We start from the raw sequence: 17,266 nt of genomic DNA, 5'->3' as shown, positions 1-17,266 counted from the left end.
GATCACTCCTTCGATTAGGCAGCTTTTCGTTGACTGATTGCTTGTCCGGCCCGCTCAGGCAGCCTTCTTCACTTCGGCGCTGGCTTCGATCACGCCCAGCACATCGCTCTCCTTCATGATGAGCAGGTCCTCGCCGTCGAGCTTGATCTCGGTGCCGGACCATTTGCCGAACAGGATGCGGTCGCCAACCTTGACATCGAGAGGCTGCAGCTGGCCGGCCTCATCACGTGCGCCCGGACCGGCGGCGATGACCTCGCCCTCCTGCGGCTTCTCCTTGGCGGTGTCGGGAATGATGATACCGCCGACAGTCTTCTCGTCGACCTCGATGCGGCGAACCAGGATACGGTCATGCAATGGGCGGAACGTCATGTTGTTCTCCTCTTGGACAAACAGATTTTCGAAAGCCCTCCAGACCGGGCCGGCATATCGGCCCGGCGCGGGAGTACGCGACCCCTCCTCAGGCATCGCGCGCATATCGAGGTAGTCTGGCAATACGGGGTTTCAAGAGGACGGCAAAAAAATTTTGGCACTCGGCGTATCCGAGTGCCAATGCGTTGTAATCATAAGATTATTCAGACTGAAATGCCTAGGACAGGCAGGCCTTCTAGGATGGCTTGCGTCCCGCCGCCAGCAATCCAGCCTTGCGCGCAGCCCTCGTAAAGGCCTTGCGGGCGTCACGCCCCGTGCGCCAGCCGTCGAGCGCGTCGCGGCAGGTCCGGTAGGCTGTGCGCCAGCTTCGTCCGCGCGCCCATTGCGGCCATTGCTGGCGCATGCATTCGATCGCCTCCCAACTGCTGGCGACCTTGCGCTCTCCGGTGGATTGGAATTTCAGCGTGATCGGCTCGGGAAACGGAACGTCGTTCATCACTTCCTCCGTCTTTTCTGGCTTCGAGCAAGCAATATGGCGACCGATTCCCGATCGGCGCCGATGAAGGACATGGTTCGCCTCCCCGCGTGCTTCAAGACCGATGGCCGGTATCGATCATCACGACGGAGTGCCGGCAGATTCGGTGCCAGCAGAAAATCTGCCGGCAAGACGGAATCGGGCTCTTGACTTCGGTCAGACGGCCACCAAATCGACAGTGCCGGTCGCCCAACGGGGCCGGCGGAACCAGGGAGCGCCGGCTTCTTGGCGCTCCTCGTACCTATGTTGCTCAATGGAGGATGTAGCTATGAGAACCGCATTCGACTTTTCCCCGCTCTATCGGTCGAGCATCGGCTTCGACCGTGTCTTCAACCTGCTGGAAAACAGCCCGCGGGCTTTCGATAGCTGGCCGCCCTACGACATCGAGCGGCGCGGCGAGAACGCCTATCGCGTGACGATCGCTGTGGCCGGCTTTTCCGAAGACGATCTCGACATCACCCACCAGCCGAACCTGCTGATCGTCACAGGCCAGCACAAGGAACCGGAAGAGGTCGAGTATCTGCATCGCGGCCTGGCGTCACGGCCCTTTACGCGCCGCTTCGAACTGGCCGACCATATGAAGGTGGCGGACGCCCGGCTTGGCAACGGGCTGCTCGCCATCGATCTCGTGCGCGAGGTGCCGGAAGAGGCGAAACCGCGTCGCATCGCAATCGCGACGGACAGCACAGCGGAGGCAGGGCAGGTCGAGATGAAGAAGCGCGCCGCCTGAACCATCCAGGCTGAAACACGCGACGCGGGGAGATTTGCCGGCGTCGCCTTACCGTGACCAACCGAGAAAGGAGACGATCCAAATGGCTATTCGTGATCTTATTCCCTGGGGCCGGGAGAGCAATCAAGTCCCCAACCTCTATCGCGACAGCGATCGCGATCCGTTCATGGCCTTGCACCGCGAGATGAACCGCCTGTTCGACGATGCCTGGCGTGGTTTCGACACGCGGCTGCCGTCGCTCAGCGGCGGCTATGGCGCACGCGCCTGGCCAAGCATGGAAATCTCCGACGGCGAGATGGAGATCCGCGTGACCGCCGAGATTCCCGGCATGGACGAGAAGGATGTTGAAGTTCTGCTCGATGACGGCGTGCTGACGCTGCGCGGCGAGAAGCGCTCCGAGACCGAGGACAAGGACAAGCAGTTCTCCGAGCGTTTCTATGGCCGCTTCGAGCGGCGCATTCCGCTCGGCTACGAGGTCGAGGAGGACAAGGTGAGCGCCGCCTTCCATAACGGCGTACTCACCGTAACGCTGCCGAAGACCCAGCGTGCGCAAGCAAAGGCCAGGCGCATCGCGATCAGTGGCGGCAGCGCCGGTTCCGGCAAGAGCAAGCACTGACGGCGTTGGCGGCCGGGCCGCAAATCGCGCGCCCGGCCGCGCAGGAAAAGTGATCAGCCGCCCGCCACGGCGTGGCTTCTCAGCAGCCGCATGACGCCGGCTTGGAACGCGCCGGGGGTGAGGGCTCGCCTCGGCCAGTTGCCAGGCATCCCAGCCATGAACGATGCGGCCTTCGGCCAGGAGCACGGCGCGGTAGCAGAGAGACGGCGCGACGTCGATCACATGCGTGGAGGCGATGGCGACCGTTCGCCACCAAGGCGATGATCAAACAAAAGATTGAGCGGCGGCACGGTTCGACTTGAAAATCCGCCGCTCCAGGAAGCCTGTCGTGCCGCATGGTTCCATCTTCACGATTGGTTCAACCCGCAAGTTGGACATCGCAACACGTCGACGACGATTGTCCCGCCAACAAGGCATCAGCCCCCCTCGCCACTCTTTGCCCTGACGGTCTTCAGCGCGGTCAACAGATAGTCCTGCACGGTCGCCTGAAGGTTAGTCGTGGCGGTGCGCACTGCCGCCATCGCGTCCTTCACCGCCGCTTCGTCGAAGGGCGAAGCCTGCTGCGCCGCCGCAAGATTGGCCCGCGCCGCGCGCAGCTCGCGCAGTGCCGAGAATGTGCGCGGTCGGTTCTCGCGCATGATGCTGCGAAACTCCTTCCTCACCTCAGGCGGATAGGTGCCGGCGATCTCGGTCATCAGCAAGCGCCCCGCCGCTCCTTGCCGCAACCCATGCGCCGCATAACCGATCAGGAAGAAATTGACGGCGAGCGAGAGGCCGAGCAGCACCAGCGTAGTCGTCAGGATCCAGGAACGTTTCGTCAAAGCGAATCCTCCTCTATCGGATCGGCCGCGATGCCTGGCTCGTCTACGATACCTGGCTCGTCAGACAGCCGCGCGCCGGAGGCCAGTGCCAGAAGCTCCGAATCCGGCAGGTCGTCCTGTAGCCGCGCTACCTGATAGCCCGCCACAGTCACCGCCAGGAGCGCTGCCGCCGCGCAGGCCGCCAGCCCCGCCGGCGCCAGGAAAAAGCCCGGCAGGAAGGATGACTGTGCCCGGCCGGCGTCGATACGGGCCAGCACCTTGCGCGCCAGCGCCTGGTCGTCGCCATCCGTCAGCGCCGCCTCGAGCACAAGGCGGTCAAGCGCACGATCCGGATCGTCCTGGAGCGCTCGCTCGGTCGCCGTTACGCCAGCCATGAAGGCCAGCGCTTCTTGCCGGAAAGGCGCAGGCCAGGCATTGACATCGTCGCCGAAGCGACGCCTGTTTCGTTCGAACTCGTCCCTTGTCATGAGGACTTCCTTTCACGGCCTTCGGCCGTCATTGCCAGATGGTCCCGCAACGCCCGCCGCCCGCGGACAAGCAATTGCTCAGCCGACCCGACGCTGCCGCCCATCACCTCGGCGATTGCCGCGATGTCAAGGTCGCCGACGGCCCTGAGCAGCACGGCCATGCGCTGCCGTTCCGGCAGGCGCGACAGGCCGTCGCGGACGATCGCCAGCTCCTGCCGCGCCGCGGTCGCCGCTTCGGCGTCGGGCTCCCGCGAGGCCACCTCGTCGCTGATATCATCGAGACCCATGAAGGTGCGCAGCGCCTGGCGCCGACGCTGGTCGATGCAGCGATTGGCGGTGATCCTGTACAGCCAGGTCGAGGCGCGCCCCCGGGCGGAGTCGAACCGCACGGCCTGTTTCCAGACGGTCACGAACACCTCCTGCACCACGTCCTCGGCGTCGCCTTCATTGCCGAGATAGCGCGCGGCAAACGTCCGCAAGCCCCGGCCATGGCGGGCGATGAGCTCGGACAGCGCGCTTTGGTTGCCCGCCGCCACGCGCGCCAGCAGTTCGTCGTCCTCACGGGGCTTCTCATGCTGCACTGCGACGGGCACCAACTGGCGAGGGCTCCTGAACGTCAACGGCGCCAGCGGCGGAATCCGTAGACCGTCTTGCCGTTCGGTCCGGTAAAGCTGCCGGCCGAGCGGCCATGGAAAGGCCCACGCGCCGACACCCGCTTGCCGGAGAAGGACTGCCCGTCCGGCCCGACGCCAGAATAGCTTCTGGAGCAGCGGTCAACAACGCCCGCCACGCATTTGGATGTCGACGTATAGGTGCCGCCATTGGGGCCAGTGCGCGTGGTCGAGCCGGTATAGACGCCGCCATCGCCAGTAACGCTGCGACTGATCTCGCCGCCATGCGCGGTTGGCCGTTTCCATTCCTCGGCGACGGCCGGTATGGCCGTCGATATTACCAGCATCGCACCGAGGCAGAGCAGGCGAATCTTCGCTGAAGAAAGCATGTCATACTCCTTGATTTTGCTCAGAAAAGACGGAGGCGTTCACCCGGAAAGGCTGAAGCCTTGTGTCGAACAGAAAATGGTAGCGGGATCGTCAGCCGGCGCGATCGGCGAAGAGCTTGCGGACGGCGGCGATTTCGTCCGTCGAAAGCTTGCCGTCGCCATTGCGGTCGGCGAAGTCGAACAGCGGCGTGCGGCCGCGGAACTCATCCTCCGAAACCTTGCCGTCGCCATTCATGTCCAGGCGCCGCCAGCGGTTGCCGAGCCTGGCCTGCGCGGCATCGGCGCGATCGATGATGGCATCACGCGCGCCTTCGATTTCCTTCTCATCGATGACGCCGTCGCCATTGCGATCGAGCTTCTCGAAGGCCCGCTCGCGGGCGGCGATCATCTCCTCCTTCGAAATCGCGCCGTCGCCATTGGTGTCGACCCCCTGCAGGATGCGCTTGCCTGACATGTCCCTGCCTGGCACATCCTGGGCTTGGGCGGCGCAAAGCGGTGCGAACCCCAGAAGCAGGGCCGCAAGAGATGCTGGGCATTTCATGATGGTGGTCCTTTCGCTGTCATCGGTCGCCCTGTCATTGGCGACTGCTGACCGATACGCAGGACGGACCGCGCCCCTACGCTCGCCTACGAAAAATTCTCGCACAAAGGCGATCTCGCCGCACTGATAGACCAACACCGGACGAGAGGATTTCCAACGGCTGAAGTCTAATCGAACGAGCTGAGTATCTGCAGGATCACCACCAACAGCGCAAAGCCCAGAACAGATGCAAAGACCGCCACCAAGAGGATGACACGTTGCTTCCTGTGCATGGCTTCCCCCCGAACGCGAGCCTCTCCCCGCAAACACGAGCGCCATTCTCAGAAAGTTGCCGGGCGCACTGCTTCGCGCGAAAAGAATCGTTAGCCAGCGTGCTCGCGCTCGAGGGCGGTCACATCATTCGTTCGGCCGATGCAGGAACATTAGGTATGCCTAATAACTATCTCTAAGCAGCGGAATCTTTCGGATTCCCCCTGCGGATCGGGCTGCAACCCGATCGGCCCGCGCCCTCGCCAGAGCGCGGGCCTTCATCTATTTAGCCGATGCACCAAGCGGCGACGGCCGCGTATTGAACATCTACGGGAGCATCAGTTGCAGACGTAGCTACCGTGGCGCCCGGGCGCCCAGGCAACGGGGCCCGTCATCCCCGGGGTGTCGGAACCTGTCATCCCCAGGGTGACGGATTTCCGTCATCCCCCAGGGTGGCTGAGTTCCGTCATCCCCCCAAGGGATGGCGGGCTTCGGCTTGAACTGTCAATTTCTGCTGGCTTATCGAGGTGTCAGCCGCTGGACGGATGGCTCATTTGCCATTGTCACCGAAGGTGTTGTCTAGAGGACATGCCCCCATTGCAGCAACAGGAATGCGGCCACACCCGCCACTGCGATGGCGTAGACAGCATAAAGAACAAGGATAGACACTTCCAAATCGTGGAAAAAGCTTGCAGCGAGCCTGATCTGTTGCGGCTCTATCTTCTCAATGGTATCGGCGTCCTCGACGGGGTCGGTTGCTTCGACGAGATCGGCGTCGCGTTGCGCAGCCTTGGCAACGACGAAAGAAATCGTATCGTTCTCGGCTGCTTGTAGTATGCGGTCCTTGACGGCAATCATTGGATCCTCTGCCAGCTGATCTGCCGACAGCCAGTGTTCAGCAACAGTCCGGATCTCATGTTTACCCATATATGGTAATCGCATCGTTAAGATTAGGTTCCACTAAATTACAATTCCGGTTGGTCCGCGTCCTTCGAACACAGGGCGCCGGCTAAACTATCGCGTGACATGATGCCGCCTTGCTCACCGTTGGCAGGTCGCAATGTCAAAGCAGACTCACATAGCGGACGTGGCACCGATGTCGTCGGTGCCGACCGGATATGACGAAGACTGCATGCTGACCTATATCCGGCTGCTCGATGCCTCGGCGGACGGAGCAGACTGGCGTGAGGTTGCCCAAAATGTTCTGCACATCGACCCGATCCGGGAGCCGGAGAGGGCATTCCGGGCCTGGGCGACGCATCTTGCCCGCGCCCGCTGGATGACCACGAACGGCGTTCGACATTTTGCTGGCGGCGCACCACACTAACCCTTCCTGACGCTGTGCCGGGCCCGCTGTCCGGCGGTGGCGTTTCATCCGTGAAAAAACATCACTTGCTGCGTAGGGGCAGACAAGGCGCTGCGTAGAAGGTCTTGCAACGACGCCCGCCGCGGGCTGTCCGACCGAGACTGGAGACCAGCATGAACAAGATCGCCATGGCCTTCGCGGGCCTGCTGCTTGGCGCAAACGGCGCCTTGGCGGCGGACGGGGCCGCAGCAAGGCAACTCTTCCAGCGCATCGACACGAATGGAGACCGGATACTTGAATTCGGCGAGATCCAGGCTGCGCGGGCACAGATGTTCGACCGGATGGATGCCAACCACAACGGCCTGCTCGATCCGGGCGAGGTGCGCGATGCCGTGCAGCAGGTGAAATCCAGGCGCGATTTCGGCAGTGCGCAGGTCGCGGATTTCAAGGCACAGGCCGGCCGCATGGATCGCAACGGCGACGGAAAAATTTCGCGCGACGAGTTTGCAAGCTTCATTCCCGACCGGCTGCTGCAGGCGGACAAGAACGGGGACCGTGCGCTCTCGATCTCCGAATTGCGGGCGCTCAGGCATCGCTGACCAGCACTCTTCGACATCAAAAGGACGAACACGATGAAACAGACAATCACAGCGTTTTGCGCATTGATGCTCGGCGCTTCGGTGCTTGCTTCACCGGCCAGCGCCTTGCCGGTCATGGCAGCTTCCGGACTGACATCGGCTGCAACCGCGCCTGAACCCGTCCGCCACCGGCGCGGCTTCTATGTCGTCGGCGGCGCCTATTACTACAATGGCTACCGAGGCTACGTCCGCTTGCGGCCGGGCTATCGCTACTACAATGGCTATTGGTTCCCCGCCGCCGCCTTCGCCACCGGCGTGGCGGTCGCAACCGTCGCTCCGCCACCGCGCCCAGCAGCCCGGCTGGCTGCCGCCCATATCCGCTGGTGCTACGACCGCTACGTCTCCTACCGCGCCTGGGACAACAGCTATCAGCCCTATTCAGGTCCTCGCCAGCAATGCTGGTCGCCCTATAGTTGATTTGGAGTGCTCCGTCGGTAGCGGGTCCCGCGCACTGACGCGGAGCAAAGAGACAACATGCTTCGCAACCGCTCGATGCCAACTGCCGCGACCTTGCCGGCCACAGCTGGACCTTCTCGCAATCGATCGCCGATATCGCGCCAGAGGACTGGGGCGGCACTGTTGAAGATATCCCAGGCGATTAGCGCAGCGTCCATCGCGAACGAACAGACTCTAAATCGGTTGTGAGCGAATCTGCAGCGGCCCCAGCCGTTCCGGCAAACATCGGCTCGGCATATTCGGCATATGAGGTGTTTACCACTTCCGTTGCGAGCCCTTGGTTTTTACAACCATCGCGCTATTCTGCAGATGTAGACCTTGTCTCGCTCAAAGGTGATTGGGAGGTTTCCATGGATCGGCGACTATTTCTGACAGGAATGTTTGGCATTGCAGGGGCGGCGGCTCTCGCGGCCGCGGTTCGGCCCGTCAATGCGGTGGCCGGCGTTCCAGCCGCCAGAAGCGGCATTCTCGATGAACTCGAGGCGCAGGATAAAGAAGTCTTCGAGGATGGCGATACCCAGACGGAATTGGAACCGATCAGCCATCGGCGGCGACATTGGCGCAGATACAACAGGCGGCGCAGGCGGCGCGTCTGGAGACGGGTCTGCCGTCGCTATTGGCGGCATGGCCGCTGGCGCACCCGGTGCTATCGCGAGCGTGTCTGGGTCTGGTACAGGGTGTATTAACCAGTTGTGCTGAACCCCGGTGGGCTCCACCGGGGTTTTCATTAGGATTTTTCAGCAATATCGCGGCGACTCCCCGCCTTGCGGCGGCCACCGGCGTAGCCTCAAGCAGGAGTTGTTACCCATTTTCGCTAACACGGTAACAACTCCTTGGCCCTGCCGATCATAGCCACGCATAACCGCTCGCGCGGCTCTTGCGTCTTGACTGCCGATTGACCATCCTTGCCGCATCATCTTGAGCTGCGGCCGGGGGGTTCGCACATGCCGACGCTTTATGCGCTGAAACCGGCCTTCCAGGCCAAGCTGCGGCCATTTGCCGACAGGTTGGCACAGACCGGCGTCACCGCCAACCAGATCACCCTTCTCGCCGCCGCTCTTTCGATTGCCACGGGCCTTGTCGTTGCAAGGTTTGCCGGCCATTCTCCGGTGTTCCTGCTGATGCCGGTGGTGCTGTTCGTCCGCATGGCGCTGAACGCCATCGACGGGATGCTGGCGCGGGAACACGGCCAGGCCTCGAAACTCGGCATGTACCTCAACGAACTCTGCGACATCGTCTCGGACCTGGCTTTGATCCTGGCCTTTGCCGCTGTCTTCCCGGCCTGGGGCGTCGTCGCTTTCGCCATCGCGGCGATCATCGCCGAATATGCCGGGGTGCTCGGCACAGCTGCCGGCACGGGCCGCAACTATGCCGGGCCGTTCGGCAAGAGCGACCGGGCGCTGGCGCTCGGCGTCATCGGCTTCCTCATTGCCTGCGGCCTGTGGGTCGGGGCAATCGCGCCGTTTGTGTTTCCAGCCATGGCTACACTGTCGCTGGCGACCGCCATCAACCGGATACGCAGCGGCCTTAGGGGGAGCGACGGCTGATGACCAGCCTCGAGGGGAACGCCATGCTTCACCAACAGAACATCACAGCCACAGCGAGCCTCGAGCGCGTGGCTGAGGAGCGGACTTTCAAGAGCCATGACGGCACCGAGATCTTCTACCGCTACTGGCCGGCGGTCGGGGAAAAACCAAAGGGCGCCATCCTGCTGTTCCATCGCGGCCACGAGCACGGCGGCCGCATGGCGCATCTGGTCGCTGAACTGGCCATGCCAGGCCATGCCTTCTACGCCTGGGATGCGCGCGGCAATGGCCGCTCGGCCGGCGAACGCGGCTATGCCCCGTCCTTTGCGGCCCTGGTGCGCGACATCGACTGTTTCGTGCGCGAGATCGGCAAGGATGGGTTTGGTCCGCGCGACATTGCACTGATCGCGCAGTCCTTCGGCGCGGTGCTCGCCGCTGCCTGGGTGCACGACTATGCGCCCGACATCCGCGCGCTGGTGGTCGCCTCGCCGGCCTTTTCGGTCAAGCTCTACGTGCCCTTCGCCAAGGAAGGCATTGCGCTGTGGCAAAGGATCAAGGGCCGCTTCTTCGTCAATTCCTACGTCAAGGCGAAATTTCTGACACACGACCCGGAGCGTATCGCCTCCTTCGACGCCGATCCGCTGATCACGCGACCGATCGCCTCCAACATCCTGGTCGAGCTCTACGACCACGCCGCCCGCATCGTCGCCGATGCCCGCGCCATCACCGTGCCGACGCAGCTTTTGATTTCCGGGGCCGACTGGGTGGTGCGGCACGGGCCGCAGCACCAGTTCTTCGTCAATCTGGCAAGCCCCGCCAAGGAGCGGCATGTGCTGCCCGGCTTCTTCCACGACACGCTGGGCGAACGCGACCGCCACCAAGCGCTCGACCTGATTCGGCCATTCCTCGAGAAACAATTCGCGGCACCGGAAAAGCCGGTCGACCTTACCGGCGCCGACCGCGCCGGCTACACGCGCGACGAGGCCGACCAGCTGGCCTCGCCGCTGCCGCTGCTGTCGCCCAGGGGCCTTTACTGGGCGATGAGCCGCGCCTCGATCCGCATGGGCGCCTGGCTGTCGTCGGGCATGAAGACCGGGATCGCCACCGGCTTCGATTCCGGCTCGACGCTCGACTATGTTTACGAGAACAAGGCGCGGGGCACCGGTCCCATCGGCCGCAGGATCGACCGCACCTTCCTCGACGCCATCGGCTGGCGCGGCATCCGCCAGCGCAAGCTTCATCTGGAAGAGCTGATCGGCAACGCCGTTGCCACGCTCAAGGCGGCGGGCCGGCCGGTCAATATCGTCGATATCGCCGCCGGCCGTGGCCGCTACGTGCTCGACGCCGTCGCCAAATGCGCCGAGCCGCCGGCCAGCGTGCGGCTGCAGGATTTCTCCGACCTCAACGTTTCGCTTGGCCAAAAGCTGATCGCCGAGCGCAAGCTGCCGGCAACCGTCTCCTTCCACCAGGCCGACGCCTTCGACGCCAAAATGCTTGCCGGGCTGGATCCGGCGCCGGACCTTGCCATCGTCTCCGGGCTTTACGAATTGTTTGCCGACAACGCCATGATCGCCCGCTCGCTCGGTGGGCTGGCCAAGGCGATGCAGCCCGGCGGCCTCCTCCTCTACACCAACCAGCCCTGGCATCCGCAGCTCGAAATGATCGCGCGCAGCCTGACCTCGCATCGCGGCGGCCAGGCCTGGGTGATGCGCCGGCGCACGCAAGGCGAGATGGACCAGCTGGTGGCTGCCGCCGGCTTCGAAAAACTCGACCAGCGCATCGACCAATGGGGCATCTTCACCGTCTCGGTCGCGCGGCGCATCTGAGAACATGGACGTGCCTGCCGCCGACCCAGCCCTGTCCATCCCGGCGCGCGAGCCTTATTCCGGTGTCGTGCTGCGGGCCGCACTTTGGCTAGCCTTTCTGGCGCCGTTCTTCTATTCGACCTACGGCTACGCCAACTGGCTGGCGTCGCGGCGCGATCACGTCGGCAGCATCGTCTTGGACTGGGAGCACGGCATCCCATTCATCGCCTGGACGATCATACCCTACTGGTCGATCAACCTGTTCTACGGCCTGTCGCTGCTGCTCAACGATACCAAGAGCGGCGTCGACCGGCTCGCCGGCCGCTACCTCACCGCGCAGATCGTCGCTGTCACCTGCTTCATCGCGTTCCCGTTGACCGCGACCTTCGTGCGGCCGCAAACATCAGGCCTGCCGGGCTTCCTGTTCGCGGTGCTCGGCGGTTTCGACAAGCCGTTCAACCAGGCGCCGTCGCTGCACATCGCGCTGCTGGTGATCATCTGGGACCATTGGCGTCAGAAGCTGGGCGGCGTCGCCCGGACGGCCTGGCATGTCTGGTGTTTCCTGATCGGCGCCTCCGTGTTGACGACCTGGCAGCATCATTTCATCGACATCCCGACCGGCGCGCTGCTCGGGTTTTTTGCGCTGTGGCTGTTTCCGGCCAAGGGCGAATTGCCGTTCGCCGGTTTCCGACTGACCGCCGATGCCAAGGCCAGGCGGCTGGCGCAGTTCTATGCGCTGGGCGCGGCGCTGGCGCTGGCAGGTGCGGCTACCGGCGCCTTCGTCTCGGCGCTGTGGCTCGTCCTGCTGTGGCCGGCGCTGGCGCTGGCCATCGTCGCCTTCGCCTACGCCGGGGCCGGCGCCAAAGTGTTCCAGAAAGCCGCCGACGGCAGCGTTTCGCCGGCGAGCCGCATCCTGCTTTGGCCATACCGGCTCGGCGCCAGGATCAACATATGGGCATGGACCCGCAAGCTTGCGCCTGAGATCGCGGTGGCCGACGGTGTCTCGCTCGGCCGCTTTCCGACAGCGGCCGAAGCTGACGCCTTCGGCACGGTGATCGACCTTGCCGGCGAATTGGAAAGGCCGCGCGGCACCACCCGCCGCTGGACCAGCCTTCCCATGCTCGACCTTCTGCCGCCGTCGCGCGACAGGCTCGCAGAAGCCGTGACGGCGATCGAGGACGCGCGCGGCCAGGGCACCGTGCTGGTCTGCTGCGCGCTCGGCTTCCAGCGCAGCGCCGGCGTCGTCGCCGCATGGCTGGTCGCCACCGGCCGGGCACCAACACCAGCACAGGCGCGCAAAAAGCTCGCTGCGGCGGGCCGGCCCGTGCATCTTCATATCGGAGCGGACGAGCCGGCATGAACAATGAGACCTTTCAGGACAAAGCAGGCGCATTCGCCGCCGCGCTGATGGTGCAGGCGGCATGGCCGCTGCTGGTGATCGCGGCTTGCGTGCTGGCGACCCCCGTCATCGGGCTGGCTGCCGGGCCGCAGGCGACGCCGCTGTCGGCGGTGGCCTGGTTCGTGGCCGCCGCCAGTGCCCTGGCCACCCTCGCCTTCTCGATGCTCATCCTGTTCGACGCCCTGCTGTTCCGGCTGATGGCGAGCCATGCCAGCGAGACCGCCGGCGGTGCCGCGGTCGACGATCTCCTGGCCCGCATGCGGCTGAAGCCGGAGCCCGCTGCTGCGCGATCGCTCGACCAGCGGATGTCAGGCACGCGCCGCCTGCTCATGAAGCAGCGCATCGCCTTTTGCCTGTTCGCTGCAGCGTCGCTTGTCGCGGCATTTGTCTGATCCGCCGATGATGAAGCTCCACATCCGCGCCACCACCTTCACCTTGCTGCAGACCATGACCTCGGTCGGCCTGTCGGCGCTGGCCTGGGCGGTGACCGGCGTCAGGCCGATCTGGAGCGGCAGCGAGCCGTCGGACCGGCAGCGCATCTACTTCGCCAACCATGCCAGCCACGGCGATTTCATCCTCTTGTCGGCCTGCCTCAGCGAGAAGCAGCGCGCCCGCACCCATGCCGTCGCCGCGGCCGAATATTGGGGCAAGTCGCGGCTGCGCCGCTTTATCGCGCAGGACATGCTGTCCTCCGTGCTCATCCACCGGCAGTGGACCGACGAGGCGCAGAACCCGATCTCGATCATGCTGTCGGTGCTCGACGAGGGTCACTCGCTGATCCTGTTTCCTGAAGGCACGCGCAACATGACGGACGAAGCCCTGCTGCCGTTCCGCTCGGGCCTCTACAATCTGTCGATGGCGCGGCCCGATGTCGAACTCATCCCCTGCTGGATCGAGAACATGTCGCGGGTGCTGCCCAAGGGCCAGTTCGTGCCAGTGCCGCTGCTTTGCCGTGTCGTCTTCGGTGCGCCGGTGGCCATCGCGCCTGGCGAGGAACGCCGCGCCTTTCTCGACCGCGCCCGCCAGACGCTGCTTGCGTTGAACCCCCGCCCGCCAAGGCATGGTGCGGAAAAGCCGGTTGTCCGAAAAACATCGCGTGACCAAAAGAGCTTAGAGCATCGTGCAGGATCCGATATCCGGCACGGCGCCCCGGGAGACGACTGACCAACATGCCGATGCGCGAAACCCTGATCCTGGTCATCGGCCTCACGGCCGTGCTGACCATCGCGAACCTGATCGCCGGCATCCTGTCGTGGCGCGCGCCGAAGCCGCTCTCCTCGGCGCTGGTCAACCTCAACGAGCGCATCAACGCCTGGTGGGTGATGGTCCTGGCCATCACCGTCGCCATGTTCCTGGGCCGCCGCGCAATGACCATCCTGTTCGCGCTGATCTCGTTTGCGGCGCTACGCGAATTCGTGACGCTGACCCACAACCGGCGCAGCGACCACTGGGTGCTGCTTGGCATGTTCGGCATCATCATCCCGTTCCAGTACTGGCTGGTGTGGACCGCCTGGTACGGCCTCTTCACCATCTTCATCCCGGTCTATTGCTTCCTGCTGATGCCGGCGATCACGGCGCTGCATGGCGACACCGAGCGCTTTCTCGAACGCGTCTCGGCGCAGCAATGGGCGGTCATGATCTCGGTCTATTGCGTTAGCCATGTGCCGGCGCTGCTGACGCTCGAACTGCCCGGTTTCGAAGGCCGCAACCTGTTGCTGATCGCTTTCCTGATCATCACCGTGCAAGGCAGCGACGTGCTGCAATATATCTTCGGCAAGCTGTTCGGCAGACATCTGTTGTCGCCGGCCGTCTCACCGTCAAAGACCTGGGAAGGGCTGATCGGCGGGCTGGCGGCGGCGAGCCTGCTTGGCGCGCTGCTGTCGTTCCTGACACCGTTCTCGCCCCTGCAGGCGGCCGGCGTCGCCTTCATCGCCTGCCTGATGGGATTTCTCGGCGGGCTGGTCGCCTCGGCCATCAAGCGCGACCAGGGGGTCAAGGACTGGGGCCATCTGATCGAGGGTCATGGCGGCATGATGGACCGCGCCGACAGCCTGGTTTTCGCCGCCCCGGTGTTCTTCCACACCGTGCGCTATTTCTGGACGTGATGGCCCACCCGGGATCGGAGAACCCCATGCGAACACTGTTGCGTACCCTCTTCCTCGGCCTCGCCACCGCCGCCAGCCTGTCGCCCGCCTGGGCCGCGGCCGGCGATTGCGGTGATGCTGCCGCCCTGGTGCAGCAGGCCTATCCCAAGGCCCGAAAGAGCGCCGACGGCGCCTCGTTCACACTCGAACCCCATATCAGCATCGCCGCCCAGACGCTCCCGGAGGGCGATACGCCATTCGGACTGGTCTGCAAGATCTGGCCCGCCCATGACGACCTGCTGCTGGTCGCAGTGCCACTGATCGACAGCGCCAAATCCAGCGACGACGGGCATGTTGGCGATATCGAGCTTCTGGTCGTCGACAGGAAGAGCCTGCAGGTACGCCAGCGCTTGCTCCAGCCCGGGCTGATGACCGATGACGCCATCGCCATCCGCAAGGTCGAATTCGATACCGGCCGCTATAGGCTGGCGCCCGCCGTCACCGCCTTCGGCCTGCGCATCGAAATGGCCAACCATTCGCAGCCCAATCCCTTCGGCGAAACCGACCTGCGGCTCTATGCCCTCGCCGGCGATGCCCTGCGCGTGGTGCTCGACGGCCTCGTCGTGGCCGGCAATGGTGGCGAAGGCGATACCAATTGCGAGGGATCCTTTCATTCCAGCCAGGTCAGCCTGGCGATGAGCCCGGTGAGCCATCATGGCTATCACGACATCATCGTGGTCGAGCGGACGGATACCGACAAGCCCTCCCTCGACAAGGAGGGCGAGTGCCAGTCCCATCCCGGCAAATCTGTGAACCGGACCTACCAGCTGCGCTATGATGGGAGCCGCTATCCGGTTCCGGCGGCGCTCAAGGTCCTGGGGCCGTGAAAAGCCGCTCGCGTCCTGGGCCAGCATGGCACCGTCGGATCGATTCATTTCGCGACACCGATGCGGCAATTGTGTAAAGATAGGGCCTGAGAGGAGGCAAAACGCCTCCAGATCGGCTTTGAGCCTTGTTCCATCCCATCTCCAATATCGACGACGCGCAGACGCTGGCGCAGGCCATCGTCAATACGATCGCCGAGCCCTTCCTGGTGCTCGACGAGCAGTTTCGCGTGCTGGCGGCCAGCCGTTCCTTCTATGAGACCTTCAAGGTCGACCCCGATCAGACACACGGCTCACTGCTCTACGCGCTCGGCGACGGCCAATGGGACATCCCGGCGCTGCGCCTGCTCTTGGAGACGATCATCCCCGAGAAGACGGCGATGGACGGCTTCGAGGTCGAGCATGATTTCCCCAATATCGGCCCGCGCACGATGCTGCTCAACGCCCGCAAGGTCCTCTACGACCACAGCTCTGCCATCACCATCCTGCTCGCCTTCAACGACATAACGGCGCGGCGCGCCATCGAGAAGGAAAAGGAAGAGCTTCTCGGCCGCACCGAGGAATTGCTGCGGCAGAAGGATGTGTTGCTGCGCGAGATGGAGCACCGGGTCGCCAACAGCCTGCAGATCATCGCCAGCATCCTTTTGCTGAAGGCCCGCTCCGTCACCTCGGAGGAAACCCGCCAGCACCTCAAGGATGCCCATCAGCGGGTGCTGTCGGTCGCCGAAGTACAGCGCCACCTCCACACCGAGGCCGGCGTCGAAGAGATCGACGTCGTCTCCTATCTGTCGAAACTATGCAGCAGCCTGGCCACCTCGATGGTTGGCGAAGACCAGCCGATCGCGGTCAACGTCACGGCGCAAGGCGGCAGGATAGACTCACAAAAGGCGGTGAGCCTCGGCCTGATCGTCACCGAGCTCGTTCTCAACGCGATCAAATATGCTTTCCCGATGGAGAAGGCCAAGGCCCTGATCCAGGTGACCTACGAAACCGAGGGCAGCGACTGGAAGCTGACGGTCTCGGACAATGGCGCCGGCAAGACCGTCGTCGACGCGCCGAGTGTGGGTCTGGGAACGGCCATCGTCGAGGCGCTGGTCAAGCAGTTGGAGGCCAAGGTCGAGGTCATCAGCGACACCGGCGGCACCAGCGTGTCGGTGACCAGGGCGACGTTCACGTCACGCATACCGCGGGCAGCGTAGCCTGATCCATTCCTGGTCGGCGGCGAGTGGGCGTCACGCCACTTAACTAAGCGGTTCCGTTGGGCTGGCCATGCTCGACCTGTTCATTGGAACAAGAACGCTTGCGGAACGTTGATTGAGGTTACAGGCACAACTTACACACTGCTCAGGGCAAGAGCGGCGCGCGGCGAATACCGCTGGGCGCGCTCATAGGAGGCGAACATGGATATCACCACAATACTGGTCATTGTTCTTATTGTTTTACTGCTAGGCGGCGGCGGCTTCTACGGCCGTGGACGCTGGTACTAAACGGCATCGAGAAATCACTAATTTGGCGCTGAGCGCCGGCCCACCCGAGTCTCCATAGCTGCACGTCAGGATCGGCGCTTGTCTTTCGCACCCGAAAAAGGCGGGTGGACATGTCGATCAATCGCAAGATCAAAGAGGCCCGCATTTTCACGCCTTCCGAAGTAGGGCTCTTTGGACGCGTGTTCGAGCGGGCGAAGCGGAAAGGTGATTCTGAAGCTCATCGAGAAGCACTGGCGTCTCGAATCGTCGCCAACTACATGGCCGGAATCACGGACGAGGCGGAACTTCTGGCGTTGTCGCGGCAGCCGCCTGGTAGTTCCGATACATCACCTAGCCCCGCCAGGAGTTAATGC

23 protein-coding genes are annotated in these 17,266 nt (G+C 63.7%); 14 read left to right on the top strand and 9 right to left on the bottom strand.

Annotation, left to right across the window (positions count from 1 at the left end; genetic code table 11):
• Positions 1 to 54: 54 nt before the first annotated feature.
• Together OHD62_RS23145 and OHD62_RS23140 are read right to left on the bottom strand one after the other, a co-directional pair.
• A complete protein-coding gene (locus tag OHD62_RS23145) occupies positions 55 to 369 on the bottom strand; it encodes a co-chaperone GroES (RefSeq protein WP_263787481.1) in 315 nt (104 codons plus the stop codon).
• Positions 370 to 604: 235 nt separating this feature from the next.
• Positions 605 to 865, bottom strand: coding sequence for a DUF982 domain-containing protein (locus tag OHD62_RS23140; RefSeq protein ID WP_263787479.1), 261 nt, complete (start codon positions 863 to 865; stop codon positions 605 to 607).
• A gap of 307 nt (positions 866 to 1,172) precedes the next feature.
• Here OHD62_RS23140 and OHD62_RS23135 point away from each other — a divergent pair, with 307 nt between their 5' ends.
• Both OHD62_RS23135 and OHD62_RS23130 read left to right on the top strand, forming a co-directional pair.
• Positions 1,173 to 1,634, top strand: coding sequence for an Hsp20 family protein (locus OHD62_RS23135; protein WP_263787477.1), 462 nt, complete (start codon positions 1,173 to 1,175; stop codon positions 1,632 to 1,634).
• An 82-nt stretch (positions 1,635 to 1,716) separates the two neighbouring features.
• The gene (locus tag OHD62_RS23130; protein ID WP_263787476.1) at positions 1,717 to 2,250 is read left to right on the top strand and encodes an Hsp20/alpha crystallin family protein; all 534 of its coding nucleotides are present in this window, start codon (positions 1,717 to 1,719) and stop codon (positions 2,248 to 2,250) included.
• A 416-nt stretch (positions 2,251 to 2,666) separates the two neighbouring features.
• Here the strand turns inward: OHD62_RS23130 and OHD62_RS23125 are convergent, their stop codons facing one another.
• The 6 genes from OHD62_RS23125 to OHD62_RS23100 form a co-directional block, all read right to left on the bottom strand.
• Positions 2,667 to 3,071 (bottom strand): periplasmic heavy metal sensor, encoded by a 405-nt coding sequence (locus tag OHD62_RS23125; RefSeq protein ID WP_263787474.1) that lies wholly within the window; start codon positions 3,069 to 3,071, stop codon positions 2,667 to 2,669.
• The gene (locus OHD62_RS23120) at positions 3,068 to 3,538 is read right to left on the bottom strand and encodes a hypothetical protein (protein ID WP_263787472.1); all 471 of its coding nucleotides are present in this window, start codon (positions 3,536 to 3,538) and stop codon (positions 3,068 to 3,070) included. Before OHD62_RS23120 ends, OHD62_RS23125 begins: the two co-directional genes overlap by 4 nt.
• A complete protein-coding gene (locus OHD62_RS23115; RefSeq protein ID WP_263788528.1) occupies positions 3,535 to 4,131 on the bottom strand; it encodes an RNA polymerase sigma factor in 597 nt (198 codons plus the stop codon). The genes OHD62_RS23120 and OHD62_RS23115 overlap by 4 nt, the downstream gene beginning before the upstream one ends.
• Positions 4,132 to 4,154: 23 nt before the next feature.
• On the bottom strand, positions 4,155 to 4,538 hold the full coding sequence (locus OHD62_RS23110; RefSeq protein ID WP_263787470.1) for a hypothetical protein: 384 nt from the start codon (positions 4,536 to 4,538) through the stop codon (positions 4,155 to 4,157).
• Positions 4,539 to 4,629: 91 nt separating this feature from the next.
• Entirely contained in the window at positions 4,630 to 4,992 is a 363-nt protein-coding gene (locus OHD62_RS23105; protein ID WP_263787468.1) for an EF-hand domain-containing protein, read from the bottom strand.
• 915 nt (positions 4,993 to 5,907) lie between these two features.
• Positions 5,908 to 6,255, bottom strand: coding sequence for a hypothetical protein (locus tag OHD62_RS23100; RefSeq protein WP_263787467.1), 348 nt, complete (start codon positions 6,253 to 6,255; stop codon positions 5,908 to 5,910).
• Positions 6,256 to 6,424: 169 nt separating this feature from the next.
• On the opposite strand from OHD62_RS23100, the gene OHD62_RS23095 reads away from it, so the two are divergent.
• The 3 genes from OHD62_RS23095 (at position 6,425) to OHD62_RS23085 (ending at position 7,689) form a co-directional block, all read left to right on the top strand.
• Complete coding sequence (locus OHD62_RS23095) at positions 6,425 to 6,655, top strand: hypothetical protein (RefSeq protein WP_263788527.1); 231 nt, start codon at positions 6,425 to 6,427, stop codon at positions 6,653 to 6,655.
• A 152-nt stretch (positions 6,656 to 6,807) separates the two neighbouring features.
• The gene (locus tag OHD62_RS23090; RefSeq protein ID WP_263787466.1) at positions 6,808 to 7,233 is read left to right on the top strand and encodes an EF-hand domain-containing protein; all 426 of its coding nucleotides are present in this window, start codon (positions 6,808 to 6,810) and stop codon (positions 7,231 to 7,233) included.
• A 33-nt stretch (positions 7,234 to 7,266) separates the two neighbouring features.
• The gene (locus OHD62_RS23085; protein ID WP_263787465.1) at positions 7,267 to 7,689 is read left to right on the top strand and encodes a BA14K family protein; all 423 of its coding nucleotides are present in this window, start codon (positions 7,267 to 7,269) and stop codon (positions 7,687 to 7,689) included.
• A gap of 401 nt (positions 7,690 to 8,090) precedes the next feature.
• On the opposite strand, the gene OHD62_RS23080 is transcribed toward OHD62_RS23085, so the two are convergent.
• On the bottom strand, positions 8,091 to 8,285 hold the full coding sequence (locus tag OHD62_RS23080) for a hypothetical protein (protein WP_263787464.1): 195 nt from the start codon (positions 8,283 to 8,285) through the stop codon (positions 8,091 to 8,093).
• 387 nt (positions 8,286 to 8,672) lie between these two features.
• Here OHD62_RS23080 and OHD62_RS23075 point away from each other — a divergent pair, with 387 nt between their 5' ends.
• The 9 genes from OHD62_RS23075 (at position 8,673) to OHD62_RS23035 (ending at position 17,263) form a co-directional block, all read left to right on the top strand.
• Positions 8,673 to 9,275: a CDP-alcohol phosphatidyltransferase family protein gene (locus tag OHD62_RS23075; RefSeq protein WP_263787463.1), complete on the top strand. Its 603-nt coding sequence runs from the start codon at positions 8,673 to 8,675 to the stop codon at positions 9,273 to 9,275.
• Positions 9,276 to 9,298: 23 nt separating this feature from the next.
• Positions 9,299 to 11,080, top strand: coding sequence for a bifunctional alpha/beta hydrolase/class I SAM-dependent methyltransferase (locus OHD62_RS23070; RefSeq protein WP_412177421.1), 1,782 nt, complete (start codon positions 9,299 to 9,301; stop codon positions 11,078 to 11,080).
• Positions 11,081 to 11,084: 4 nt separating this feature from the next.
• Entirely contained in the window at positions 11,085 to 12,419 is a 1,335-nt protein-coding gene (locus OHD62_RS23065; protein WP_263787461.1) for a phosphatase PAP2/dual specificity phosphatase family protein, read from the top strand.
• Entirely contained in the window at positions 12,416 to 12,850 is a 435-nt protein-coding gene (locus tag OHD62_RS23060) for a hypothetical protein (protein WP_263787460.1), read from the top strand. The genes OHD62_RS23065 and OHD62_RS23060 overlap by 4 nt, the downstream gene beginning before the upstream one ends.
• 10 nt (positions 12,851 to 12,860) lie before the next feature.
• On the top strand, positions 12,861 to 13,622 hold the full coding sequence (locus OHD62_RS23055) for a lysophospholipid acyltransferase family protein (protein ID WP_412177420.1): 762 nt from the start codon (positions 12,861 to 12,863) through the stop codon (positions 13,620 to 13,622).
• A gap of 11 nt (positions 13,623 to 13,633) precedes the next feature.
• Positions 13,634 to 14,563 carry a phosphatidate cytidylyltransferase gene (locus OHD62_RS23050; RefSeq protein ID WP_263788525.1) on the top strand — a complete coding sequence of 310 codons (930 nt, stop codon included), beginning with the start codon at positions 13,634 to 13,636 and terminating at the stop codon, positions 14,561 to 14,563.
• Positions 14,564 to 14,589: 26 nt separating this feature from the next.
• A complete protein-coding gene (locus OHD62_RS23045) occupies positions 14,590 to 15,429 on the top strand; it encodes a hypothetical protein (protein WP_263787457.1) in 840 nt (279 codons plus the stop codon).
• Between the two features lie 125 nt (positions 15,430 to 15,554).
• Positions 15,555 to 16,625 carry a sensor histidine kinase gene (locus OHD62_RS23040; protein ID WP_263787456.1) on the top strand — a complete coding sequence of 357 codons (1,071 nt, stop codon included), beginning with the start codon at positions 15,555 to 15,557 and terminating at the stop codon, positions 16,623 to 16,625.
• 398 nt (positions 16,626 to 17,023) lie between these two features.
• Complete coding sequence (locus OHD62_RS23035; protein ID WP_263787455.1) at positions 17,024 to 17,263, top strand: hypothetical protein; 240 nt, start codon at positions 17,024 to 17,026, stop codon at positions 17,261 to 17,263.
• Positions 17,264 to 17,266: the final 3 nt, after the last annotated feature.

Origin of the sequence: Mesorhizobium sp. YC-39 (assembly GCF_025753795.1) — a bacterium.
Taxonomy (GTDB): Bacteria; Pseudomonadota; Alphaproteobacteria; order Rhizobiales; family Rhizobiaceae; genus Mesorhizobium.
Note: the sequence above shows the minus strand (reverse complement) of the source record. Positions and strands in the feature narration are given on the sequence as shown.